This is a genomic window from Aeromonas jandaei (assembly GCF_037890695.1).
GTDB classification, from domain to species: Bacteria; Pseudomonadota; Gammaproteobacteria; order Enterobacterales; family Aeromonadaceae; genus Aeromonas; species Aeromonas jandaei.
Map to the genome: position 1 here is coordinate 4,005,875 of NZ_CP149571.1, position 20,359 is coordinate 4,026,233.

Annotated in this window: 25 protein-coding genes and 1 pseudogene; 5 read left to right on the top strand and 21 right to left on the bottom strand. The window is 61.5% G+C overall.

All coding sequences use genetic code 11. The features are described from left to right. Nucleotides 1–2: 2 nt before the first annotated feature. The 21 genes and pseudogenes from WE862_RS18760 to sctW all read right to left on the bottom strand — a co-directional run bounded on the left by WE862_RS18760 (nucleotide 3) and on the right by sctW (nucleotide 15,554). Nucleotides 3–206 (bottom strand): EscE/YscE/SsaE family type III secretion system needle protein co-chaperone, encoded by a 204-nt coding sequence (locus WE862_RS18760; protein WP_033113160.1) that lies wholly within the window; start codon nucleotides 204–206, stop codon nucleotides 3–5. Beyond that, nucleotides 169–1,470: a type III secretion system inner membrane ring subunit SctD gene (sctD, locus tag WE862_RS18765; protein ID WP_042031626.1), complete on the bottom strand. Its 1,302-nt coding sequence runs from the start codon at nucleotides 1,468–1,470 to the stop codon at nucleotides 169–171. Before sctD ends, WE862_RS18760 begins: the two co-directional genes overlap by 38 nt. After that, nucleotides 1,467–3,320 carry a type III secretion system outer membrane ring subunit SctC gene (sctC, locus tag WE862_RS18770; protein ID WP_167334750.1) on the bottom strand — a complete coding sequence of 618 codons (1,854 nt, stop codon included), beginning with the start codon at nucleotides 3,318–3,320 and terminating at the stop codon, nucleotides 1,467–1,469. Before sctC ends, sctD begins: the two co-directional genes overlap by 4 nt. Beyond that, on the bottom strand, nucleotides 3,293–3,718 hold the full coding sequence (locus tag WE862_RS18775) for a YscB family type III secretion system chaperone (protein WP_042031486.1): 426 nt from the start codon (nucleotides 3,716–3,718) through the stop codon (nucleotides 3,293–3,295). The genes sctC and WE862_RS18775 overlap by 28 nt, the downstream gene beginning before the upstream one ends. 15 nt (nucleotides 3,719–3,733) lie before the next feature. After that, nucleotides 3,734–4,549, bottom strand: a complete 816-nt coding sequence (locus tag WE862_RS18780; RefSeq protein WP_042031488.1) for a T3SS regulon anti-activator ExsD domain-containing protein — start codon at nucleotides 4,547–4,549, stop codon at nucleotides 3,734–3,736. A gap of 120 nt (nucleotides 4,550–4,669) precedes the next feature. Continuing rightward, entirely contained in the window at nucleotides 4,670–5,485 is an 816-nt protein-coding gene (locus WE862_RS18785; RefSeq protein ID WP_042031490.1) for a helix-turn-helix transcriptional regulator, read from the bottom strand. A gap of 344 nt (nucleotides 5,486–5,829) precedes the next feature. After that, nucleotides 5,830–6,228, bottom strand: coding sequence for a YscW family type III secretion system pilotin (locus WE862_RS18790; RefSeq protein WP_042031492.1), 399 nt, complete (start codon nucleotides 6,226–6,228; stop codon nucleotides 5,830–5,832). After that, nucleotides 6,225–6,458: a T3SS regulon translocated regulator ExsE family protein gene (locus WE862_RS18795; RefSeq protein WP_033113166.1), complete on the bottom strand. Its 234-nt coding sequence runs from the start codon at nucleotides 6,456–6,458 to the stop codon at nucleotides 6,225–6,227. The genes WE862_RS18790 and WE862_RS18795 overlap by 4 nt, the downstream gene beginning before the upstream one ends. Before the next feature lie 2 nt (nucleotides 6,459–6,460). Then, nucleotides 6,461–6,904, bottom strand: a complete 444-nt coding sequence (locus tag WE862_RS18800) for a type III secretion system chaperone (RefSeq protein WP_033113167.1) — start codon at nucleotides 6,902–6,904, stop codon at nucleotides 6,461–6,463. Between the two features lie 134 nt (nucleotides 6,905–7,038). Further along, nucleotides 7,039–7,929 (bottom strand): YopD family type III secretion system translocon subunit, encoded by an 891-nt coding sequence (locus WE862_RS18805; protein WP_042031493.1) that lies wholly within the window; start codon nucleotides 7,927–7,929, stop codon nucleotides 7,039–7,041. A 12-nt stretch (nucleotides 7,930–7,941) separates the two neighbouring features. Beyond that, a complete protein-coding gene (gene aopB / locus WE862_RS18810) occupies nucleotides 7,942–9,114 on the bottom strand; it encodes a type III secretion system translocon subunit AopB (RefSeq protein WP_041208848.1) in 1,173 nt (390 codons plus the stop codon). Beyond that, entirely contained in the window at nucleotides 9,095–9,598 is a 504-nt protein-coding gene (locus WE862_RS18815) for a SycD/LcrH family type III secretion system chaperone (protein WP_042031494.1), read from the bottom strand. Before WE862_RS18815 ends, aopB begins: the two co-directional genes overlap by 20 nt. A 9-nt stretch (nucleotides 9,599–9,607) precedes the next feature. Further along, entirely contained in the window at nucleotides 9,608–10,468 is an 861-nt protein-coding gene (locus WE862_RS18820; protein WP_339058662.1) for a virulence-associated V antigen, read from the bottom strand. Between the two features lie 9 nt (nucleotides 10,469–10,477). Then, the gene (locus WE862_RS18825; RefSeq protein ID WP_269319547.1) at nucleotides 10,478–10,765 is read right to left on the bottom strand and encodes a type III secretion protein; all 288 of its coding nucleotides are present in this window, start codon (nucleotides 10,763–10,765) and stop codon (nucleotides 10,478–10,480) included. A gap of 36 nt (nucleotides 10,766–10,801) precedes the next feature. Then, nucleotides 10,802–11,242: pseudogene (locus WE862_RS18830) on the bottom strand (LcrR family type III secretion system chaperone). Then, a complete protein-coding gene (gene ascV / locus WE862_RS18835) occupies nucleotides 11,239–13,404 on the bottom strand; it encodes a SctV family type III secretion system export apparatus subunit AscV (RefSeq protein WP_269780157.1) in 2,166 nt (721 codons plus the stop codon). Before ascV ends, WE862_RS18830 begins: the two are co-directional and overlap by 4 nt. After that, complete coding sequence (gene ascY, locus WE862_RS18840; RefSeq protein ID WP_042031500.1) at nucleotides 13,337–13,681, bottom strand: type III secretion system chaperone AscY; 345 nt, start codon at nucleotides 13,679–13,681, stop codon at nucleotides 13,337–13,339. The genes ascV and ascY overlap by 68 nt, the downstream gene beginning before the upstream one ends. Nucleotides 13,682–13,683: 2 nt before the next feature. Continuing rightward, a complete protein-coding gene (ascX, locus tag WE862_RS18845) occupies nucleotides 13,684–14,049 on the bottom strand; it encodes a type III secretion system protein AscX (protein ID WP_042031502.1) in 366 nt (121 codons plus the stop codon). After that, complete coding sequence (gene acr2, locus WE862_RS18850; RefSeq protein ID WP_042031504.1) at nucleotides 14,046–14,417, bottom strand: SycN family type III secretion system chaperone Acr2; 372 nt, start codon at nucleotides 14,415–14,417, stop codon at nucleotides 14,046–14,048. Before acr2 ends, ascX begins: the two co-directional genes overlap by 4 nt. After that, nucleotides 14,414–14,695, bottom strand: a complete 282-nt coding sequence (locus tag WE862_RS18855; protein WP_033113178.1) for a TyeA family type III secretion system gatekeeper subunit — start codon at nucleotides 14,693–14,695, stop codon at nucleotides 14,414–14,416. The genes acr2 and WE862_RS18855 overlap by 4 nt, the downstream gene beginning before the upstream one ends. Continuing rightward, nucleotides 14,676–15,554: a type III secretion system gatekeeper subunit SctW gene (sctW, locus tag WE862_RS18860; RefSeq protein ID WP_042031505.1), complete on the bottom strand. Its 879-nt coding sequence runs from the start codon at nucleotides 15,552–15,554 to the stop codon at nucleotides 14,676–14,678. The genes WE862_RS18855 and sctW overlap by 20 nt, the downstream gene beginning before the upstream one ends. Before the next feature lie 191 nt (nucleotides 15,555–15,745). On the opposite strand from sctW, the gene ascN reads away from it, so the two are divergent. Genes ascN through ascR form a run of 5 tightly spaced genes read left to right on the top strand, consistent with a single transcriptional unit; the run spans nucleotide 15,746 to nucleotide 20,359 of the window. Next, nucleotides 15,746–17,068 (top strand): SctN family type III secretion system ATPase AscN, encoded by a 1,323-nt coding sequence (ascN, locus tag WE862_RS18865; RefSeq protein ID WP_033113180.1) that lies wholly within the window; start codon nucleotides 15,746–15,748, stop codon nucleotides 17,066–17,068. Next, nucleotides 17,065–17,526: a type III secretion system stalk subunit SctO gene (gene sctO / locus WE862_RS18870; protein WP_042031506.1), complete on the top strand. Its 462-nt coding sequence runs from the start codon at nucleotides 17,065–17,067 to the stop codon at nucleotides 17,524–17,526. The genes ascN and sctO overlap by 4 nt, the downstream gene beginning before the upstream one ends. A 6-nt stretch (nucleotides 17,527–17,532) precedes the next feature. Next, complete coding sequence (locus WE862_RS18875) at nucleotides 17,533–18,786, top strand: type III secretion system needle length determinant (protein ID WP_225628350.1); 1,254 nt, start codon at nucleotides 17,533–17,535, stop codon at nucleotides 18,784–18,786. Further along, on the top strand, nucleotides 18,783–19,709 hold the full coding sequence (sctQ, locus tag WE862_RS18880; RefSeq protein WP_042031507.1) for a type III secretion system cytoplasmic ring protein SctQ: 927 nt from the start codon (nucleotides 18,783–18,785) through the stop codon (nucleotides 19,707–19,709). Before WE862_RS18875 ends, sctQ begins: the two co-directional genes overlap by 4 nt. Continuing rightward, nucleotides 19,706–20,359, top strand: coding sequence for a SctR family type III secretion system export apparatus subunit AscR (gene ascR / locus WE862_RS18885; RefSeq protein WP_029302711.1), 654 nt, complete (start codon nucleotides 19,706–19,708; stop codon nucleotides 20,357–20,359). The genes sctQ and ascR overlap by 4 nt, the downstream gene beginning before the upstream one ends.

The following is a 20,359-nucleotide window of genomic DNA, read 5'->3' on the forward strand; positions in this document are numbered from 1 at the left end:
TCTTATGCTCCTTTGATCTGCTCAAGTATCTGCATGCCCGCCTCGATGGCGTCCGCTTCCTGTTGCCACTGCCGGTACTGCTGCGGAGATCCCCCGCGCATCAGCTGGCGCTTGACCTCCCCCAGCGCCTGCACCAGCTGCTCCTGCAGCGCGCGGGCGAAGGCGGGATCAGCGCCGGACAGTCGCGTTTCCAAACTGGTCATCATGGCTTTCGCCCCCTTTCAATCTGACGATGTATTGCTGCTTGCCCTTGCTCACCACCACCGCATCGCGCTGGATAGAGAGGATGCGAACTCCGTTGGCTGTCGCCCCTCCGACCGGGTAGCGGCGGTTGTCGGCCAGGGTGACGTAGGGCACCCTGCCGAGGGAGACACTGCGCACCTCGAACTCCAGCTCATCCTGACGGGGCGAACGGCTCTGGTTGATCAGCTCCAGCATGGGGTGAGAGCCGAACTCGCGGCGAAACTGCAACTGCAGTTGCTGAAATTGCGCCAATCTCGCCTCATCCAGCTGACCTGACAGCTCGATCCGGTCGCGCGATTCACTCACCCGCAGCAAACCGGCCAGCCCCTGCTCCTGCAACATGGCATCGAGTCGCTTGCGATGTGCTCCGGCTACCTGCACCCGGTTTTCGATGCCGAGTAGCCCCGGCACCTCCTGCTTGAGCAGGGATTCAATGCTGTTCCAGCGTTCATCCTGCGCGCTGATGGCTCCGCTCAAGCGCAGCCAGCCGGGCTCCTTGCCATTGCGGATCTGCAACTGCTCGTAACCGAGTTTTTGCAGGATGAACCCGGCGCCCTGACGCAGATCCTCCATGGTGCGCAGGTCAAGGCGATAGCTGAGCCCCTTGCCATCGAGATACTGCTGCAGGGCGAGGCGGTTGCCGTTCTCATCCACATATCCCGAGAGCAACCAGAGTTCGGGGTCACTGCTGTTGAGCACCACCTGGCGATAGGCTGGCGCGGCCAGAAAGCGCTTGAGCTCCTGCTCATTGCGAGCGGTATCGCTCTCGCTGCTCCCCTGCCACCAGCCGTGGCCAAGCATCACAACCACCGCCATGACCAGCGACAGGCAGAGGCCAACCAGCCACCACTCGGCACTGCCGGCACGCCGTCGTGGTCGCGCCGGTGCCGCCATGGCAGGCAACGCCTCCAGCTGTTCAGGCAGCGACCGGCTGCTGTCGCAAAAACTCCAGAGCAGGGGGCCAGCCTCCAGCCGGGTACCTGCCATCAGCTGGGCGCCTGCCTCCAGTGCCGCGCCATCCTGAGTTGGCGTGATGCCCTCAGCCCACCCCTGCAGGTTGATCCCTTCGGCCGACACCAGCAGCACCAGATGCTCGGGGGCCATCCCCTCATCCACCAGCACCAGATCGGCCAGCAGCGGATCGGAACCGATGACCAGACGCCCTTCCGACAGGGCTACCTCTACCCCGCGGTTAAGCCCGCGATATACGCGGCACTTCCAGCTCATCGGCCAGCTCCGGCCGGAGTCGCCTGCATGCACCAGCTGGCCGCCGGGGTGCATTTTTGATCCTTCGCCATCTCGACCAGACGCCAGCCCAGCTCATTGCCCATCCGGCACTGGGTAAGGGCGGAGCTCTTGCCCCCCTGATGCAGCAGTTTCTGCACGTCCCGCGCCGCTGCCAGCGGCTGGCACTGGGCGCCGCCCAGCACCTTGCCAAGGGAGAGACTCTGGTTGGAAATCTCGTCGACACCCAGCACTCCGGCGCGCAGATCCTGGCCATTGCCCAGCGCCAGATAGTGGGCGATGCCGTCATCGATCAGACGAGGCTCAATGATAAAGAGACGCACGGAGCGACGGGTCTGGGTCTCCTTGCTGCGAAACAGGGCTCCCAGATAGGGGATGTCGCCGAGGAAAGGCACCTTGCTCAGGTTTTCGCTCATCTCGTCGCGGTAGATACCACCGATCAGCAGGCTCTGGCCGTGGCCGACCCGGGCTATGGTGTCCACCACGGTACGGCTGATGGTCGGGATGCCGTCGATGCCGGAGCTGTTTGGCTTCTGATTGCCATCCTCGATATGGAGGCTCAGGCTGATCTCGGGCTTGTCGCCCATCTGGATCACTCGTGGCGTCATCCGCAACATGGTGCCGTAGGTTATGTCCTTCAGTTCTGCCACCCGCTCCCCACTGATCTTGACGTAGTAGGTTTCGCTGTGGTCGATCACCGCCTGGGTATTCTCCTGGGTCAGCAGGGTCGGGCGGGAGACCACCTGGGCATTGCCCTCGTTCTCCAGCAGATTGACCCGGGCCAGCAGATAGTCGAGCCCTTTGGAATCCACCAGACTGCCGAGGGCGGCGCCCCCTTCAATGCCCTTGCGATCGCCGGTGGTCTTGATGATCACCTGCTGGTTGGATCCGGTGCGGATCCCCACACGCCAGTCCACCCCGAGCTGGGAGAGATCCTCGGCATTGATGTCGATAATGGAGAGAGCCACTTCGATGCGGGCCGCCGGTTTGTCTAGCGCCGCAATCAGCTTGCCATACATCGCCATCCGTTCCGGTGCATCGCGCACAATCACGGCGTTGAGAGAGGGGTCGGCCTGTACGATGGCCTGACCGGAGGCAACTTGCCCCCCCTTGCTCCCCTCGCCGTTCACCATCTGTACACCCGCATCGGAGAGCAGTCGGGAGAGGATGGTTGCCACGCCGGGGGCATCCACGCTGGTGTCGCGATACTGGATGGAGCGATCGGTAGCAGAGGCATATTTGAGCGGGAAGATCTCGATGGCGAGCGGCCCGGTCTTCTCGCTGCGCAGTTGGGACTGCTGCTCCAGTGCCACCGCCGTCTGCTCGATGAGTTCGAGATAGCGCGGCGGGCCCGAGACATAGACCAGCCGGTTATCAGCATCGGGTCGCCAGCCAAAGCGGGGTTCCCAGATACCGGCCCGCTGCAGCGCCTGTTTCAGCTCGGCGGCACCGGTCTGTTCCAGATTGATGAGGCGAGACTGCACTTCGCTGTTCTTGAAGACGTAGAGCACGTTGCCGTCGTAGTACCAGACCAGGTTGTAGAGAGAGGCAAGCTGCTGCAGGAAGGCGAGCGGCTCATCATGCTCGAACTGGCCGTTGACCTGATCGTTGACCTTGTCGCTGACGACCACGGAAACTTCGTAGTTGGCCCCGAAGTTGACCAGCACATCCCGCAGGCTCTCCCCCTCTGCCACATAGCTGTAGGGCATTGGCACCCAGTCGAGCTCCTGTGCCATCAGCGGACGCTGCCAGGCCATGCAGACCAGCACCAGCCAGCAGAGCGGGCGGATCACTCTTTGCACGCTCAAGGGTGCCATATCATCTGTCTCCATTGAGGGGCCAGCGCGGCCTCGGTCAGCTGGGGCTCCAGCCGCTCCAGCAGGGTGATGTGCTGGCTAATCCTGAGCTCCAGTTGTGCTTCGTCGAGCCACTCCAGCGCCAACCGGGCCTCCAGCTGCAGGTTGCCCAGCTCATCCAGCACCAGGGCATGCGGGGTGTGACGCCCCCAGGCCACCACCTGTTGCAACAGGCGCTTGAGCAGGGCCGGATCATGGCTCTCCCCCTCACCGTGGCGGGTTGAGGTGAGAGGGGTGCCGAGCAGCAATTCGCTCGCTCCGGGGGTCAAAAAGAGGGGATAACCATCGAGTCGCAGATGGTATCTACCCTGTGCGTCGGCAACAAAAGGCCCTTGGCCAAGTTTTGCGGCCAATCGATTCAGTAGCGTTTGCATAGTTCCTCGGGCTATCTAGGGCGCGGGAGGCTGCCAGTAGAAGTGATCCTGAGCAAGGGCGATGCCCCGGCCCGCCAGCCACTCATGCAGTGTGTCGCCAGCAGCGGCATCGTGGGGCAGCGCCTGCAGGGCTTGCCAGCAGGTGCCAAGCTCAATCGGCACCGGCAGCAGCCGCTCAAAGGGGACCTGCTGCCCCTGCTCTGCGTACCAGGCCGGCCAGGCCTGTTGCAACCGCGCTTCACACTGCACCTGCAACTGCGCCAGCTCCTGCTCGCGTTCGTTCAAGCTTGCAAGCTGTTCGGCAATCCGGCGCTCGAGGCCGGACGGTACATCGACCACGGTTTGCCAGAAGATGGACTGGGCATGGAGCTGACGGCGCATCAACTGCAGTTGATCCAGCTCATTGAGCCAGGCGCCATACAGCGGCTCCAGACGCTGTACCCACCAGCGGTGGAGGGGATAAAGCACCCAGTGCCACAGCCGCTGCGGGTCGGCCAGATTGATGTTATCCCCCAGTTGCTGCAACCAGTCATCACGCTCACTGCCAGCAAGGCGCAGCAGCTGTTGCAGCTCATCACGGGAGACAGCCAGCGCAATATCGAGACGGCGCTGAAACCAGATGGACCCGAGCAGGCGCTCCAGACGGGTTCTTGGCAGCAGACGCTGCAGCAATGCCATCTGCTGGGAGCTGATCACGCCGGCGTCCTGATAACGGAGCACGGACTGTCGCCCCACCAGCTGGGCCAGGTTGAGGCTCTCTGGTTGGACAACGGCAACCCGGCGACCTGCAAAGAGGCCATGATTGGGTGATGTGTGATCTTGCTGACTCATGCTATGCCTTGCTCATCTTGCTGCGGGCAATTTATGGAATAATGTTTCGGTATGCTGGCTATTCTACCCATGGCTCTGCCCTGCGACTTATAAAAAACGTCAGATTATTTTAGTCCGGCGTTAATCTTTGCCATGACGGGCACGGCTAGGGGTACAGCCAAAACGGCGCCGATAACTCTGGGTGAAATAGGACTGGCTGGAGAATCCCGCCTCCATCGCAATATCGACGATGCTCATCTCGCTATTGAGTAATAACTGATGAGCGTAGAGGATCCGCTGTTCGCTGATCCAGGCTCGGGGCGATACGCCATATATTGCGCCAAACAACTCCTTGAATGTGGTCAGCCCCATGCCGAACTCTTTGGCAAATTCGCTGAGCTTCCACTCCATCAGATAATGTTTTTCCATGAACTGCTGCAACCGCTCGACCTGGCGATTGCTCAGCTGGCGCAAAATAGACATCAATTGCGGTCCCTGTTCGCCAAAAGCGAGCAGAAAAAGCAGCTCTTCGGTTCGCAACCGGGCCAATTCGGGAGGATGTTCATGCTCGATCAACCCCTGCAAGCCCTGGATGGACTGGTTGATCAGAGGGGATGCATGAAACGGCAGCAGGCTGGGAGCAATCCCCTCAACCCGGCTGACCTCGCTCAGCAGTGAACCGAAACGCTGCAGAAAACCCTGCAAAAAGGAGTTGGAAAGGGGGATCCAGAGCAGGTGGCAAGGCTCGTCGCCGGTTGCAACCGCATAGCTGCCACGGCGCACGAATATCAATTCGTTGGGGGATAACTCATAGGTATCGGTGCAGTCCTGCCAGCTCATCGCGCCATCCAGGAGAACATATATTCCCTCCTGGCGGTGTTCAATGACGCTGAAAGCAGACATGCACCACTGGAGCAGGGCCATATCGCCCTTCTCTGTGGTTGTAATGCCCTTCATTTTTGTTTTCCTGAATCTGCGTGTATTGCAAGTAGCACCTCGGCAGAAAAAGGCTCCGTCCGGGTGGTTTATTATTGGTGTTTATTTTTCTTAGTTATGAATGTCATCGTTAAGTGATGACCATGAATTTAATCAACACTTAAATCAGAAGAAAATCCTACAACAATCACCAGCATAAAAACCAGCCAAAAATTAGAGTCATGACACTACTGATACAATTGATAACGCATTTGTCAGGCCTTTTTCTTACGTCATTAAATAGTTCGTTACAGAAAGAAACGCTGCAATCAAGCTGATAAATTAATAACCAGTTGATTTCCAACTTGTTTATTAGATACGGCTTATTATTGACACAATGGATAACAAGGACGTGGTTGCAATGAAATTACCAATGGGCGACCATTTAAAACCTTAAAAACTTTTTGCTGAGCCGTTGCCTGAATCGCGTCATTGCCAATAAACCGCAACCGGGTACGCACATAGAGTTCGCCCTCTCCCCACTGCAGAGGCGTCAGCCGCATATCAAAAACCAGAGGCAGCATGGTCAGCTCATAACGGGTTGAGGCTACCTGCAGTGGCCGTCCTTCCATCACACTCAGAACTGTCACCTCCACGGTGGCAGGACGAGGTAAATCGGCATTGAGGTGCACCTCCCCTGTCAGGCTCTGCGATACAGGAGGGACAACCGTGGTGCTGACGCAGCCACCGAGAGTCAGCAGCGCGAGCAAGAGCAGCGTTCTCATAACAACCGGATCCTTCTCTCGGTCAGCGGCTTGTGCTCGCCCTGCTGCAGGCGATCCAGCATCTGCTCCTGCGCTCTGCTCAGCGCAAGAGTGCGTCGCAATGCCGCCGCCAGCGGCACAGGTTCAACCAACGCATCACGGCCGCTCACGGCCCTACCGGCAAAGCAACCCGTCGCAGAGCGTTCTGCCGCAGATGCCAGCTGGCTGGCGCTCGATTCCTGGATCTTCATGGTCACACCCGTACTCCCATCACCTCGTCACTCTTGCTGACCGGGCCAGGTCGTGGCTGCAGCAGCTCCTGCCAGAATTCGGCGTGCTCCAGCATGCTGGCCAGACTCTCTTCAAGCTGGGTCAGGGTCAGCCGCGAGGCCGACATCTGGCGGTAGAGTTGCACCGTCAGGCTCTCTTCATCGAAACCAAAGTGGAGATTGAACTGATACCAATTGCGGTTGAAGCTGGCCAACTGGCGAAAGATCCCCTCACCCACCTGATGCAATTCGGCCACATCGACCTGCATCACCAGGTGATCCCGTTCGGGCACCAGAATGAGAGAGAGCTGCAAGTGCTCGTCAAAACAGAGTGCTGCCACCCCCTCCCGGTTCAGGGTCAGGGAGGGCAAACCATATTTGGTGGCAAACTCGGCGAGCAGCCGATTGATGATGACAGTGGCGTCCATGATTTCCTCCAGCAGAGAGGAGAGGATGGTAGCTCGCCATCCCGATTGCGGCTGTCACTCAGAGGCGGCTCTTTTAAGAAAAGTGGTCGGCACACGAAAAAGGCGCCCGTCGGGCGCCTTGCTGCCTGCTCGCGTCAAGCAACCCCGAAGGCTGCCTTGAGCGTCTGGTTGAGGGTCTGGGAGTACTGCTGCATCAGCTGCAGCACATCCTTCATGAAGTTGGCGTTGAAGGCCATGTTGTCTTCAATCTTCTGCTTCTCGGTCTGGCTGATGGTCGCCTTGACTTCATCTTCCTTGGCCGTCGCCTGACTCTCGCCCTGGGCAACCTGCACTGCCGAGTTGCTCATCTGCCCGATGGACTGGATCACGGTACTGGCAATCTGTTGCCGGCTGTTATTGGCATCAAACGACTTGTTCAGCGTCTTGAGCGTTGCCTTGTCGTTTTTGATCCTTGCCGTCAGTTCTTGTCCCGCGTCCCCCATCTCGAGGCCTGCAGACTTCTTGATATCCCCTATCTGCTTCAGCTCCTGCTGGCGCCCGGCAATATTGGCATTGAGTGCCTTGTCCTGCTTGATCGCCTTGGCAGACTTGCTCAGGGAGAATCCTCCGGTAATGGCCGAAAAACCGGCCATTACACCGGATACCACCGCCATGGCGATCATCAGCTTGGCGCCGCTGCGCATCTCGGCGACCTGCGCTTTCTGGCTGTCGATCACCTGCTGGTTCTCCATGTCGCGCTGGGTCAGTCCCATCTGGCGCGCCAGACGAGCGAGCTGGAAGAGCTGCGACATCAGGTCGAGAGTATCGTTGAGCACCGCACGGGCCTGTTCCAGCTTGGCACCGTCCAGCCGCTGGGTCGGGGCAGGCAACTCGGGGCCGCCCTGACGCTTGACCTCACTGCCGGAGGTGATGCCGCCGGCCGCATGGGTCGTTTCACGATTGCCTGCCGCAAGAGGCTGCTCGATCCCTTCGCTGAACAGGGCATTGGCACGGATCGGATTGAAGGTGCTGTCGTTAATGTTCATAGATCCATCTCCTTATATGGCGGCCGGTCTGCGGGCGAGATTGCTCATCATCTCGCCTCTGGCACTGATCATCTCGAAGATCATCTCCATGGTCTGCTGGAACGCCTCCATGATCTGTGAGATAGCCTCCTTGAGCTTGTCGATCACCGCCTGCAACTGGGTCATCTCGCTCTTGCTCTGTTGCAAATCGGCCTGCGCATAAAGCGCAGCAGACTCTTTGGATGACTGAACCGATTTGGTCACCCCACCGCTCACATCGAGCAACACGTCAGTACCCTGGGTGCCCATCTTCATCACCTTGGCCGTATTGCCTGTCAGTTTCATCGCCTCGACCGACCCCTTGGCCGCAAATCGACCAGCCAGATCACCCACTTTGGTCACCAGCTTGGCGCTCATCTCCGCAGCCGTCCCGCCAATTTTCGCCCCCACCTTGGTAATGAGGCTACCGATGGAGGAACCGAAGCTGGCCACCATGGAAATGACGGCAAGGGCTATTTCGATCCCCATCAGAGCAGGCCCCAGCTTCTCCATCACCTCCTTGGAGATCAGGCCTGCTTCGGCGGCATGCTGCACTGCCATATTGACCATGCCGACCACGCCGGCGGCGATCATCAGGGCGCCAGCGGCAGCACCCACCCCGGTCGCCACCATGATGGCGCCGATAACCACAGATGCGATGGCGCTGAGCCAGCCGAAAATCTTGCCAAAGATGCCCGCTTTCTTGGCCTCCTTGGCACTCTCCTCAGCCTCTTTGATCTTCTCCTGGTTCTCGCCAATCTTCTTCTCGTTCAATTCACGAGCGCGCTTGATATCGTCGAGCTTCAGCTTGGTCTGGGTCCGCTCCAGATCGCTGGTGAGCTTGCCCAGCTCAATCTCGAAGGCGGCCGGCGAGGTAAAGGCAGCCGTCACCAGGGCGCCGACACGGGGCAGCAGCTTGCCGCTGTTCTCCACGGTCTCGCGAACCAGCCGGCTGATCTCTGCCAGCACTTTCTGGCCGGGACGATCATTGCTGGCCGCCAGCGGCGGAGTCAGAGCGACACCGGCGGTGCGGGCTGCACCGCTCGCCTGCGTAACCGCGGCATCGAGCCGGGTTTCACTGCGCGGCTCGGCAGCTGGCTGCAAGCCAGCTACATTACCGATGTTTCCCAGCGGGGAAACGCTTCTTTCATTGCTGATCGGGTTCATCTTGCTGATCCCTTCTGATTGCGATGGCTTCCAACATGACCTTGGCGCTTGCCGCCAGATCAGCCAGCTGCGGGTCACTGCCCGCCAGCAGGTGGGCCGAGTGGAAGCCACTCTCGGCCCCAGTCAAATCCCCCTGTTGCAACCGGCACTCGGCTGCATGAAACGGGAAACGGGGATCTTTCAAATCGAGCATGGCGCCGAAGCTGTAACTCTGAACCGCCGTCTCGAATTCGCCCATCGCCTGACGACAGGCACCGAGCCCGAGGAAGTAACGCGGCTCGTAGTGATCCAGCATGCAGAGGGCCTGGAAAATCTTGTGGGCATCTTGCCACTTGCCTGACTGGTACTGCCCGAATGCCAGCGCATAGAGCTGCTCCAGGGTATCGCCGGAGATATCCTTCAACATGGCGATGGTGCCGCCATCGGCGAGGAAGGACTCCAGTTCGGCTTCATACTCCGGGGTCAGGGTGGTGTCGGTCTGCATGTAATCTCCTTAAATGGCGGCAAGAATGTCGCGCATGATGCTGTCGTATTTCTGGATAAAACGGTTGAGGGCTTCGATGGCCGAGTTGTAGCGGGAGCTGACATCGTTGAGCCGGGTGGTCTTCTCGCTCACCTGATCGTTGAGCGGACGTGAGCGGTCACTCACGCTGGTGGCAAAGTTGCCCAGCTTGTTGTTGTCCTTGTCGTACTTGTACTCGTTCTCGACCCCTGTCATCGACCCACTCTGCTTCTTGTCACTCTCGAGGAATGTCTTGACCGACACATGACCCGAGGCGTCCTTTGGCATCTGACCCAGCAGCTTGAACTCGGGTTCCTCGCGGAACTTGGCGTCGCTCTCATAGCCATAAAGCTTGTAATCCATCAGATTGAAATCTGTCTTGAAGGTCTGGCTGGATGAGGAAGAGAGCGCCTTGTTGATCTCTGACTGGATAACCCCGTAGATCTTCAGCTCGGCGGTGAGCGCCTTGAGCTCTTCGTTGATACCGGTACGCTTGTTGTTCTGGGTAAACATCACCCAGGTGAAGGCGTCGATGACCTCCTGATCGATACGATCATCGGTATAGCGACTGATCTGCGCCACGACATCGGGGAGCGCCACCGGTAGCACCAGCGTGTCGACTTGCTTGCTGACCTCATCGAGCACGTCATCGTTGCTCAGGTAGCGGGCAACCAGCCTCTCCAGTTGTGCCCGGGTCAGCCAGGTCGAATCCTCCTTGCTGATGGAGACGTTGTCTTTCAGCTTGTCGACCAGTGCCCGCTGTTTTGCATTGAGGGTGCCTGACTCGCTGGTTAGCCACTGATCAATCTGGATATGATTTTTGTTGCGGGTGTAATCAGAGATAATGCTCATCGCGTCTCCTTAAATCATCAGTCCACGCATCATGGTGGGGCGCCGGCTCTTGCGGCTCTCTCCCTGTTGTTCCGGCAACATCGCCTGCCTGCGGCGAAACTCCGCCAGCAACTCCTGTTCGGCCACGGCGACCTGTTCGCCGGGGGCATTGAACAGCAGCTGGCAGGTCTGCTCCGAGAGCGCCAGGCCGGCCAGCATCTCCTGCAGCAGGGCATTGCGCTGCTCGCTGTCGGCGATGGCCTGTTCGGCTCGCTCGATCACATCGCTGTGGTGGGCAAAACGGGGTTGTTTCATCATGGCTCCTATTCTATGAGGCCCTTTTGGGCATGCCTGTCACGCAAGGCCGTCCTTTTGTCGTTTTCGCATCTCGCGCAGGGAGCAGACCTGCTCGGCCGCAAGCGCAAACCAGCCGGGTTCGGGTTCGCTGGCGCCGGTTCAGTGGCGATAGAAGCGGCCCAGCCGCTCAGCGCTGAGGGCGCTGCCACGAAACACATTGACGTTGCCATAGAGCTCGTAACCCACTCCCAGCACCGCCAACGTCGCCTCCGCCAGCAGGTAGAGGGCAGCAAAGGGGTTGGCAAGACCATCCCGCTCGCCCTCACGGCGTACCAGCAGGATCCAGACCCGGCGCGTGTCGCTATCGACCCGCCAGGCGAGAGAGATGTGGCGATAGTGCAGGGCATGGCCGAGTTGGATCGGGGTCGCCCCCAGATGGTGAGGAGTCACTGTCACGCCGCGGGCCAGCAGCCAGGGGATGAGCGGATCGCCGTTCACAGGCAGACCCTGCCAAGCGGCTGGATATTGATCTGCTGGGTCAGCTCCTGATAGGAGAGCACCGGCAGAGCGTGGTAATCCCCCTCGATGAGCTTGCGCACATAGCGGCGGATATCCATGGAGACGATGAGCACCGGCTTGTTCTGCATCCGTGCCAGATCCCCCACGGTATGGCGCACCTGATCAAGGAAGCCCTGGGTCACGGCGGGATCGAGGGCAAGATAGCTGCCGGCGCTGGTCTGGCGAATGCCGCCGCGGATCTGCTCCTCCACCTGCTGATCGAGCAGATAGGCGGGCAGGATGTTGTTGCCGTTGGCGTACTTGTAGCAGATGTAACGCTTGAGGCTGCTGCGGATGTACTCGGTGAGCTGCACCACATCCTTCTCCTTCTGGCCCCACTCCACCATGGCCTCGAGAATGGCGCGCATGTTGCGGATCGAGATATCCTCCCCCACCAGCCGCTGCAGGATCTCGGTCATCCGTTGCAGCGGGATGATGCGTTGCGCCTCCTTCACCAGCTCGCCATAGCTCCCCTCCATCTGCTCCAGCAGATAGCGGGTCTCCTGAATGCCGATGAAGTCCTCGGCGTATTCGCGCAGCACATGGGAGAGGTGCCAGGTCATCACCTGATCCGGGGTGAGCGCGGCAAGGCGCGAGGTGTCGAGCCGTGCCTGATGTTCGCTGGCCACCCACAGAGTGGGCAGCCCCGGCAACAGCGGCGTCCCCTCCTCGTAGGCGACTCCCAGCAGATCGAGCTGGGAGGCGCTCTCCTGCACCAGCAGATGGCCCGGCCGCAGCTGGCCGCGGGCCACCGGCACCTCCTGCAGCTGGATCAGGTATTCGCCCGCCCCCATCCCCTCGTTGAAACGCAGGTGAATGCCCGGGAAAGGTACCCCGAGATCGAGATAGAGGGCACGGCGCACCCGTACCAGCTCATCGTTGAGGGCGATGGCCTCCAGCTCGGCCTGCAGGGCGGCATCCACATCGATCAGGAGAGGTACCGTCATGGCAAACTCCTCCTTTTCACCCAGCTTGCCACGCGGTTTGCTGCCCGCCTTCGGCTTGCTGCGGGCGGCAGGAGCGCCTGCCCCCTGTGCCAGCATGGTGGGCAGATCCTGGCTCTGCTGACTCTGCGCCTTGCGCTGGCGCAGGCCGATAAAGTAGCCCCCCGCCGTCACCACAGCGGCCAGCGAGAAGAAGGTGATCATGGGGAAGCCCGGGATCAGGCCAAACAGCACCAGCAGCAGGCCGCCGATCAGCATCGCCTTGGGCTGGGCCACCACCTGAGCACCGATATCGGAACCGAGATCGGAGGACTCTTCGGACGACACCCGGGTCACGATAATGCCCGCGGTGATGGCGATCAGCAGGGCCGGCACCTGGGAGACCATGCCATCCCCCACCGTCAGGATGGAGTAGAGCTGCAGCGCATCAGCCGCCGACAACCCCTTCTGGGTCACCCCTATGGTGACCCCGCCGAGGATGTTGACGAAGATGATGATGAGGCCCGCGATGGCGTCCCCCTTCACGAACTTCATGGCGCCATCCATGGAGCCGAACATCTGGCTCTCCTTCTCGATGACACTGCGCCGCTCGCGCGCCTCGTTGACATCGATCACCCCGGCGCGCATGTCGCCATCGATGCTCATCTGCTTGCCGGGCATGGCATCGAGCGAGAAGCGGGCACTTACCTCTGCCACCCGCTCCGAGCCCTTGGTGATGACCAGAAACTGGACGATGGTGATGATGAGGAAGATGACGATCCCCACCACCAGATTGCCCCCCACCACGAAGTTGCCGAAGGTGTAGACGATCTGCCCCGCATCAGCCTGCAGCAGGATCATCCGGGTGGTGCTCACCGAGAGGGCGAGCCGAAACAGGGTGGTGATGAGCAGCACCGCCGGGAAGGCGGAGAACTGCAGCGGCGAGTTGATATAGACCGCCATCATCAGCAACACCACCGAGATGGTCATGTTGATGGCGATAAGAATATCGAGGGCCACCGGTGGCAGCGGCAACACCATCATGAAGACGATGGCCAGCAGCAGTACCGCCAGCATGATGTCCTTGCGCTCGCCGATCCGGCGCAGCAGCTCAAGGGAGCGTTGGTTCATTCTGCTCTTCCAGTTCGAGATATTGTTGGTAGGCGAAACGGGCTTCATCCAGCCTGCCTGCCAACTGGCAGGCGCGGCTGCGGCAGAGCCAGAGCGGGCCGTCTGCCCCCCCCTCTGCCATCAGCAGATCGGCATGACCGAGCGCCTCTTCGCCAAATCCCTGCCTGAGCAGGGCCACCAGCAGAGTACGGCGGGCCGCCTGATTGGCGGGGTGGAGCTGCAACAACGCCACCAGCAGGGTGCTGGCACGATCGGGGTGACCATACTGCAGGTGCAGCCAGCCGGTGAGCAGCAGCGCATCCTGCTGCTGTGACGAGAGGATCATGGTCATACCTTGTGCAGCAGATGGAGGGTCATCTGCATCAGTTGTTCATCTCCGTGCAGCTGCTCGAGCAGCGCGCTGGCCGCCTGCAGCTCGGGGGTGGCGCCTTCGGCCAGCACAGCCCGCAGCCCCGCCATCGCCTGCGCAAAATCGCGCGGACGCAGCAGATCGTGAAAGCCGCGATCCGGGGTGGCGAAGTCGAGCAGGGTGCGCTCCGCCAGATTGGCGGGATACAGTCTGCTGATGTGAGGTTCGATGGAGTGGCCATCCGGCAGCAGTGCGTAGCGCCCCGGCAGGCTCTGCTCCTGCTCGTCGAGGCGGATGGCGCTGAGCTGCTCAATCCCGATATGGGCCGCGGTGATCCGGCTCATGGCGCTACCACGTCCTGTTGCAGTCGGGTCAGGGTGCGTAGCGCCTGATGGAGCAGCGGCAGGGTCACGGCCCGCTCATCGAGGGTCACGAAGAGGATCAGCCGATCCTCCCCGAGCCAACCGCAGCGCACCGGCAGGGCGGGCGCCTGGGCGGCGGCGGTGAAACTCATGGCGCGGCGAATGGCCTCGCCGCTCTGGTGCCACGGCAGCGTGCGGGCCAGCCAGAGCGTCAGTTGCCCCTGATGGCGCTCCAGTTGCAGGGTACCGCTCTGCTCCAGCTCAAGCTGGATCAGGTAGTGGGGGTTATCACCGATGGTGATGCCCAGATCCTGGCAAAACTGCACCAGCTGGGGTTCGATCCAGTTCATGACGACTCTCCGGACAACTCATCCTCTTCCCGCTCGATGGCGTTATCGAGCGCCCCCTGACAGCACTGCAGCAGGTTTTGGCGCTGATCCTCCTCACTGAACAGCTCCACCGGCAGCAGGCGGATCAACCGCTTGAGCTCCTGATAGAGCTGCACCTGCTGATGTGTTTGCGTCAGCTCCAGAGCGACACCGATCTGCTCCACGTCGTGCACCGAAGACCAGCGCTTCTCCACCAGCGCAATGAGATCGCCCATCAGATCAGAAGGCCCGTATGCCATGGGCCGCCCCCTCCTTCACCCGCAGCCACAACTCGTCCACTTGGGCCGAGAGGGTGTTGAGCAACCGCAGCTTGTGCATGTCGCTCATCACCCGTTCCAGCTTGACCGGGTCGAGCCAGCGCTGCTGACTGTCGAGATCGGCGCTTAAGGCCTTCATCATGAAGCCGGTCACCTTCTCCAGCGCACCGTTGCCAAAACGGCTATGAATATCGCGCCAGGCGGTGGAGAGGGCGCGATAGTCCTGCACCGCATCGCGATAGAGATCCCGCAGATCCTGCACCTGACCGAGCCCCTCACGGGCAGCCTCCTGAGCCGGGCCGGTAATGCGGGCGCCCAGCACGATGGCGCTGCCCTGCTCGTCGGCCAGTTTGGCCAGCGCCTGTTCAACAAGTGCCAACGTACCCCGCATTTCGGGGCGACCGGCGAGGGCCTTGCGTGCCTGGGTAAGCGCCTCGAACTGCTCGCTCACCTCCCCCGAGTAGCTCTCGAGGTAGGCCAGCAGCTGGGAGAGGTTGGCCAGCCGGCCGCTACCGAGGTGGCTGATCATCTCCTTGATCTTCTGCTGGCGCTCGAGCTCCGGCACCTTGTCGAGGTAGTCCCCCACCAGTGCCTCTATCTCGCTGATGCGGGCCTGACTGTCACTCAGCTTGCGCTTGGCCAGGGAGAGCTCGGAGCGCTCGGAAAAGACGAAGGTGAGCTCTTCTGCCATGTCGCCCAGCGACTGGGTCGCGCTGGCCAGCACGACCTGCTCCCCCTGAAACTGTCCTCCCTGCAGGGGCACCTGACGGGGGGCATTCTCGGCACCACGGGCTTCAGGTTGAGCGGTGGGGAGATAGGGATTGCTCTGGATAGTGGCCATGGCGGCTCCCGTAATGAGTGGATTGACGAGGATGGCATTATAAAAATCGTCCTCGGGCGCCTATGCCAAAATCGGCCGTGAATTTTTAGCCGGCTCGCAACGCTTTTCTAAAAAGTCCCGACTCGCGCTGAAATCCCCGCGCGCCCCCATCGCCTATAGTGGCCACCGTTTTTAATGGTGCAGATCTCCCGATGTCCCTCTCCCTCGATCACATTCCCGGCCAGCTGCGTCACGCCATCGACGAGTGCCGCCTGATCCAGATCCGCGGCCGGGTCACCCAGGTGACCGGCACCCTGCTCAAGGCGGTGGTGCCCGGCGTGCGCATCGGCGAGCTCTGCCATCTGCGCAATCCCGACAACACTCTCTCCCTGCAGGCGGAGGTGATCGGCTTTGCCCAGCATCAGGCGCTGCTCACCCCGCTGGGGGAGATGTTCGGCATCTCCTCCAACACCGAGGTGAGCCCGACCGGTGCCATGCATCAGGTCGGAGTCGGTGAGCACCTGCTCGGTCAGGTGCTCGATGGCCTTGGCAACCCCTTTGGCGGCGGCCAGCAGCAGGAGCCAGCGGCCTGGTATCCGGTCTATCGTGATGCCCCCGCCCCCATGAGTCGCAAGCGGATTGAGCAGCCCATTTCGCTGGGCATTCGCGCCATCGACGGTCTGCTCACCTGTGGCGAGGGGCAACGGATGGGGATTTTCGCGGCCGCCGGCGGCGGCAAAAGTACCCTGCTGGCGTCGCTTATTCGCAGCGCCGAGGTGGATGTCACCGTGCTGGCGCTGATCGGCGAACGGGGCCGCGAGGTGCGGGAGTTTATCGAGGCAGATCTGGGGGAAGAGGGGCTCAAGAAGGCGGTGCTGGTGGTGGCCACCTCGGATCGCCCCGCCATGGAGCGCGCCAAGGCGGGCTTTGTCGCCACCTCCATCGCCGAATATTTCCGGGATCAGGGCAAGCGGGTGTTGCTGTTGATGGATTCCGTCACCCGCTTTGCCCGTGCCCAGCGCGAGATTGGTCTGGCCGCCGGCGAACCGCCGACCCGACGGGGCTATCCACCCTCGGTGTTTGCCGCCCTGCCCCGCCTGATGGAGCGGGCCGGTCAGTCGGACAAGGGCTCCATCACCGCCCTCTATACCGTGCTGGTGGAGGGGGATGATATGACCGAGCCAGTGGCTGACGAGACCCGCTCGATCCTCGATGGCCACATCATCCTCTCGCGCAAGCTGGCGGCGGCCAACCACTACCCAGCCATCGACGTACTGCGCTCTGCCAGTCGGGTGATGAACCAAATCATCGCGCCCGGGCATCAAGCGCAAGCCGGTCGCCTACGCAGTTGGCTGGCCAAGTACGAAGAGGTCGAACTGCTGCTGCAGATCGGCGAATACCAGAAGGGGCAGGACAAGGTGGCCGACGAGGCGATCACCCGTATCGAGGCCATTCGCCAGTGGCTGAAACAGGGCACCCATGAGCCGAGTTCACTGCCCGAGGCGCTCGCCACCCTGGAGGCGCTGACCCGATGATTGGCCGCCTGCAACGGATCAAAGACCTGCGGCTGGAGCGAGCCGAGCAACAGCTCGCCGCGCAACAGGCCCGGCTGCAACTCGCCCGCATCCGCCAGCGCGAAGCGGAGCAGAAGAGTCTCGACTACCGCCAGTGGCGCCAGGCCGAAGAAGATCGGCTATTTGCCATCTGTCAGGCGGAGCAACTCGATCGCAAGGGGCTCAAGGCGTGGCAACAACAGGTTGCCCTGCTGCGGGAGAAAGAGGCCCACCTTGAGCAACTGGCCGCCGAACAGGGCGAACGGGTGGCTGAAGAGCGCATCCGCTTGCAGGAGCGCCAGCAGGCGGTACACCGCGCCCGCCAGCAGCAACAGAAATTTGCCGAATTACACCGTCAGGAGCTGGCCTCACAGCAAGCACTGCGCGACTACAACGAAGAGCAGGAACAGGAAGAGTTCCGCCAGCAGATCAGGATGTAACCAGAGATGAACCGACTCACCGTCCCCCGCGCAGAACCCCGGGTTGCTGACGAACAGCAAGGCTTGCCGCGCGAACCGCACAAGGCGGATCTGGCGCAGCAGCAGCGCTTCGAGCAGGCTCTGCGCCTCGAGTCCGCACAACAGAAGAGAGCACGGGACCACAAAGCGCTGACCGGCAACCCCATCGGCAAACGGGATGAGCACCGCCGGACAAAGCAGGATGTCCCCCTTGCCAGCAACAAAGCGGCGGACAAGGAGAAGGAGCTGGCGGAGAGAAAGCTGACACACCCGGCCCCGCGCAGCAAAACCCAGCATGACAAGCAGGAGGGAAACGATCGGCAGGAACTCCAGCCGCTCCCCGCAACCTTGCCACAGATACGTGAAGACATGCAGGCTCCCACTGCGCAGCAAGGGCGTGAGACAGCACCCGCTGCTCTGGCCTGGATGTTACCGCGTGATGTCGCTGGCGGTCGTGAGTTGCTGAGCGCAACCGAGCCTGAGACCAAAGAGTGCTTTGATGAAAATACCGCAGAGCTACCAATGGAGCGCCTCCCTCTGGCCAATAGCGACAGACGACCCGACGCTGCCGACTCTAGCACTCAAGAGCGTGTCGATGAACATCCCGTTGACCTGCCACTGGCTATGCCAACCGAAGCACTCATCAAACGAGAGCAGAGTGAACAGCCAATGGAGAGCAGCCAGCTGACCGATAGCCACATGCTGCAGGAGCAGAGCGAGCTGACCGCCCTGTTTGAGGTGGGGGAGCGGCTGCAGATAGCAGACGAGCCTACCGAACAGCTACCTGCGACCAGCGAAGAGGAGTTGCTTGCGCAAGAGAGCTTTGCCAGCTCGGCCATCCGGGTTCCCCCTCTCGCGGCAACACCGGGGGATCTGCTGTTGGCACGGGTTGCCCCCCGCGTCGATCATCACGAGCTGGGTCAACTACTCAGCCGACTGGCGGTGGATATTCACCTTGAGCTGGGTCGCCCGGAGCGTCCCCCCATGCTCCAGCTCACCCTGCCCGCGCTCGGGGCGCTTGCCATCCGCATCGAGCACCATCAGGGCTCGCTGCAGGTGGAGATGCTGGCCAGCGAACAGGGTTCCCAGCTGCTCAATCAGGGACGCGGCGAGCTGATCGACCGCCTGCAACGGCTCTACCCCGGCGAGCGGGTCGCCTTTGACCTCTTTACCCGGGGCGACAGCGAACAGGGGTCGCGCCAGAAACGATCCATCTATGACGAGTGGGATGCCGACGCATGACATCGATAGCCTTTCCCTCTGCCTCGGCGGCGGAGCTGACTCTGCAGCAGCGGCTCAGCCAGTGCCGCCACCACTATGCCTGGAGTGGTGGCGAGCTGACGCTCGCCATCGCGCCGCTGCCGGCGACCCTCGACTGCCGGTTGCAACTGCAGTGGCAGGGGCTCTCCCTGCCGCTGTTTTGCCATGACGCCGAGCTGGCCCGCTGGCTTGCGCCAGACCTGCAACAGGCGGCCCTGTTCAGTCTGCCAGCATCGCTGCAACTGGCGCTGATCGAGCGCCTCGGGCAACCCCTTGGCGGCCTCAGCTGCTCGGCGCTGATACCGAACACCCCCTGCGAAGCGGCCGGTGAGGCCGCGCTGCAACTGCTGCTCAAGCGGGAGGGAGCAACCCTCGCCCTCTGGCTGGCCGAGCCGTGCCCACTGCTTGGCAAATTGCCTGCGCGACCCGGCCAGCAACGCCTGGCGCTCCCTCTCACCCTCTCCTTGCAGTGGGGGGCGATGGGCGTTGCCATCGGCGAGCTCGAGACACTGACCTGTGGCGATGTGCTGCTGCCGCCGCCCCACCCTCGGCTCGGCCAGCAGCTGCTGCTCTGCATCGAGGGACGCCCCTATGCCTACTGCCAACCCCATCCACAACATCTGGAACTGACCGCCATGCACAACGCCGCCCCCGATGATGCCCTCGATGCCACTATGCTTGAGCACCTGCCGGTGCAGGTCACCTTTGAAGTGGGCCGCCAGACCCTGGACTGGCACACCCTCACCACCCTGCAACCGGGCTCACTTATCGATCTCGGCGCCCCCATCGATGGCGAGGTGCGGATCATCAGCAACGGCCATTCGCTGGGAGTGGGCCGGCTGGTGGAGATCCAGGGACGACTCGGGGTGCGGGTCGAAAGCCTCAAGAGCGAGTCGCCGTCATGATCCAGCTGCCGGACGAGCTAAACCTTATCGTCGGGCTGGCGCTGCTGGCCCTGCTCCCCTTTATCGCGGTGATGGCCACCTCCTTCGTCAAGCTGGCGGTGGTCTTCTCGCTGCTGCGCAACGCCCTCGGGGTGCAGCAGATCCCCCCCAACATGGCGATGTACGGGTTGGCCATCATCCTCAGCATCTATGTGATGGCACCGGTCGGTTTTGCCACCCAGGATTACCTGCGCCAGAACGAGGTATCGCTGGCCAAGTCCGAGTCGGTGGAGAAGTTTCTCGACGAGGGGATGGCCCCCTACCGCGCCTTTCTGAAAAAGCAGATCAAGCCGCGGGAGCACGCCTTCTTCATCGACAGCACCAAGCAGCTCTGGCCCAGCGAATATGCCGACCGGCTGGAGCCCGACAGCCTGCTGATCCTGCTGCCCGCCTTTACCGTGAGCGAGCTGAGCCGCGCATTCGAGATCGGGTTTCTCATCTATCTGCCCTTTATCGCCATCGACCTCATCATCTCCAACATTCTGCTGGCGATGGGGATGATGATGGTCTCCCCCATGACCATCTCGCTCCCCTTCAAGCTGCTGCTGTTCGTGCTGCTCGATGGCTGGGCCCGCCTCACCCACGGGCTGGTCACCAGTTACGGAGGCTAG

What these genes read in the sequence shown, in the direction of transcription:
- ascN (WP_033113180.1), top strand. Translation starts at nt 15,746, where the DNA reads ATGTCCCTCTCCCTCGATCACATTCCCGGCCAGCTGCGTCACGCCATC.
- WE862_RS18820 (WP_339058662.1), bottom strand. Translation starts at nt 10,468, where the DNA reads ATGAGCATTATCTCTGATTACACCCGCAACAAAAATCATATCCAGATT.
- ascR (WP_029302711.1), top strand. Translation starts at nt 19,706, where the DNA reads ATGATCCAGCTGCCGGACGAGCTAAACCTTATCGTCGGGCTGGCGCTG.
- acr2 (WP_042031504.1), bottom strand. Translation starts at nt 14,417, where the DNA reads ATGAACTGGATCGAACCCCAGCTGGTGCAGTTTTGCCAGGATCTGGGC.
- WE862_RS18785 (WP_042031490.1), bottom strand. Translation starts at nt 5,485, where the DNA reads ATGAAGGGCATTACAACCACAGAGAAGGGCGATATGGCCCTGCTCCAG.
- WE862_RS18805 (WP_042031493.1), bottom strand. Translation starts at nt 7,929, where the DNA reads ATGAACATTAACGACAGCACCTTCAATCCGATCCGTGCCAATGCCCTG.
- WE862_RS18760 (WP_033113160.1), bottom strand. Translation starts at nt 206, where the DNA reads ATGATGACCAGTTTGGAAACGCGACTGTCCGGCGCTGATCCCGCCTTC.
- sctQ (WP_042031507.1), top strand. Translation starts at nt 18,783, where the DNA reads ATGACATCGATAGCCTTTCCCTCTGCCTCGGCGGCGGAGCTGACTCTG.
- WE862_RS18780 (WP_042031488.1), bottom strand. Translation starts at nt 4,549, where the DNA reads ATGAGTCAGCAAGATCACACATCACCCAATCATGGCCTCTTTGCAGGT.
- WE862_RS18855 (WP_033113178.1), bottom strand. Translation starts at nt 14,695, where the DNA reads ATGGCATACGGGCCTTCTGATCTGATGGGCGATCTCATTGCGCTGGTG.
- WE862_RS18815 (WP_042031494.1), bottom strand. Translation starts at nt 9,598, where the DNA reads ATGCAGACCGACACCACCCTGACCCCGGAGTATGAAGCCGAACTGGAG.
- ascV (WP_269780157.1), bottom strand. Translation starts at nt 13,404, where the DNA reads ATGAAGCCCGTTTCGCCTACCAACAATATCTCGAACTGGAAGAGCAGA.
- WE862_RS18795 (WP_033113166.1), bottom strand. Translation starts at nt 6,458, where the DNA reads ATGAAGATCCAGGAATCGAGCGCCAGCCAGCTGGCATCTGCGGCAGAA.
- sctD (WP_042031626.1), bottom strand. Translation starts at nt 1,470, where the DNA reads ATGAGCTGGAAGTGCCGCGTATATCGCGGGCTTAACCGCGGGGTAGAG.
- sctC (WP_167334750.1), bottom strand. Translation starts at nt 3,320, where the DNA reads ATGGAGACAGATGATATGGCACCCTTGAGCGTGCAAAGAGTGATCCGC.
- ascY (WP_042031500.1), bottom strand. Translation starts at nt 13,681, where the DNA reads ATGATCCTCTCGTCACAGCAGCAGGATGCGCTGCTGCTCACCGGCTGG.
- aopB (WP_041208848.1), bottom strand. Translation starts at nt 9,114, where the DNA reads ATGAACCCGATCAGCAATGAAAGAAGCGTTTCCCCGCTGGGAAACATC.
- ascX (WP_042031502.1), bottom strand. Translation starts at nt 14,049, where the DNA reads ATGAGCCGGATCACCGCGGCCCATATCGGGATTGAGCAGCTCAGCGCC.
- WE862_RS18775 (WP_042031486.1), bottom strand. Translation starts at nt 3,718, where the DNA reads ATGCAAACGCTACTGAATCGATTGGCCGCAAAACTTGGCCAAGGGCCT.
- sctW (WP_042031505.1), bottom strand. Translation starts at nt 15,554, where the DNA reads ATGGCCACTATCCAGAGCAATCCCTATCTCCCCACCGCTCAACCTGAA.
- sctO (WP_042031506.1), top strand. Translation starts at nt 17,065, where the DNA reads ATGATTGGCCGCCTGCAACGGATCAAAGACCTGCGGCTGGAGCGAGCC.
- WE862_RS18875 (WP_225628350.1), top strand. Translation starts at nt 17,533, where the DNA reads ATGAACCGACTCACCGTCCCCCGCGCAGAACCCCGGGTTGCTGACGAA.
- WE862_RS18800 (WP_033113167.1), bottom strand. Translation starts at nt 6,904, where the DNA reads ATGGACGCCACTGTCATCATCAATCGGCTGCTCGCCGAGTTTGCCACC.
- WE862_RS18825 (WP_269319547.1), bottom strand. Translation starts at nt 10,765, where the DNA reads ATGATGAAACAACCCCGTTTTGCCCACCACAGCGATGTGATCGAGCGA.
- WE862_RS18790 (WP_042031492.1), bottom strand. Translation starts at nt 6,228, where the DNA reads ATGAGAACGCTGCTCTTGCTCGCGCTGCTGACTCTCGGTGGCTGCGTC.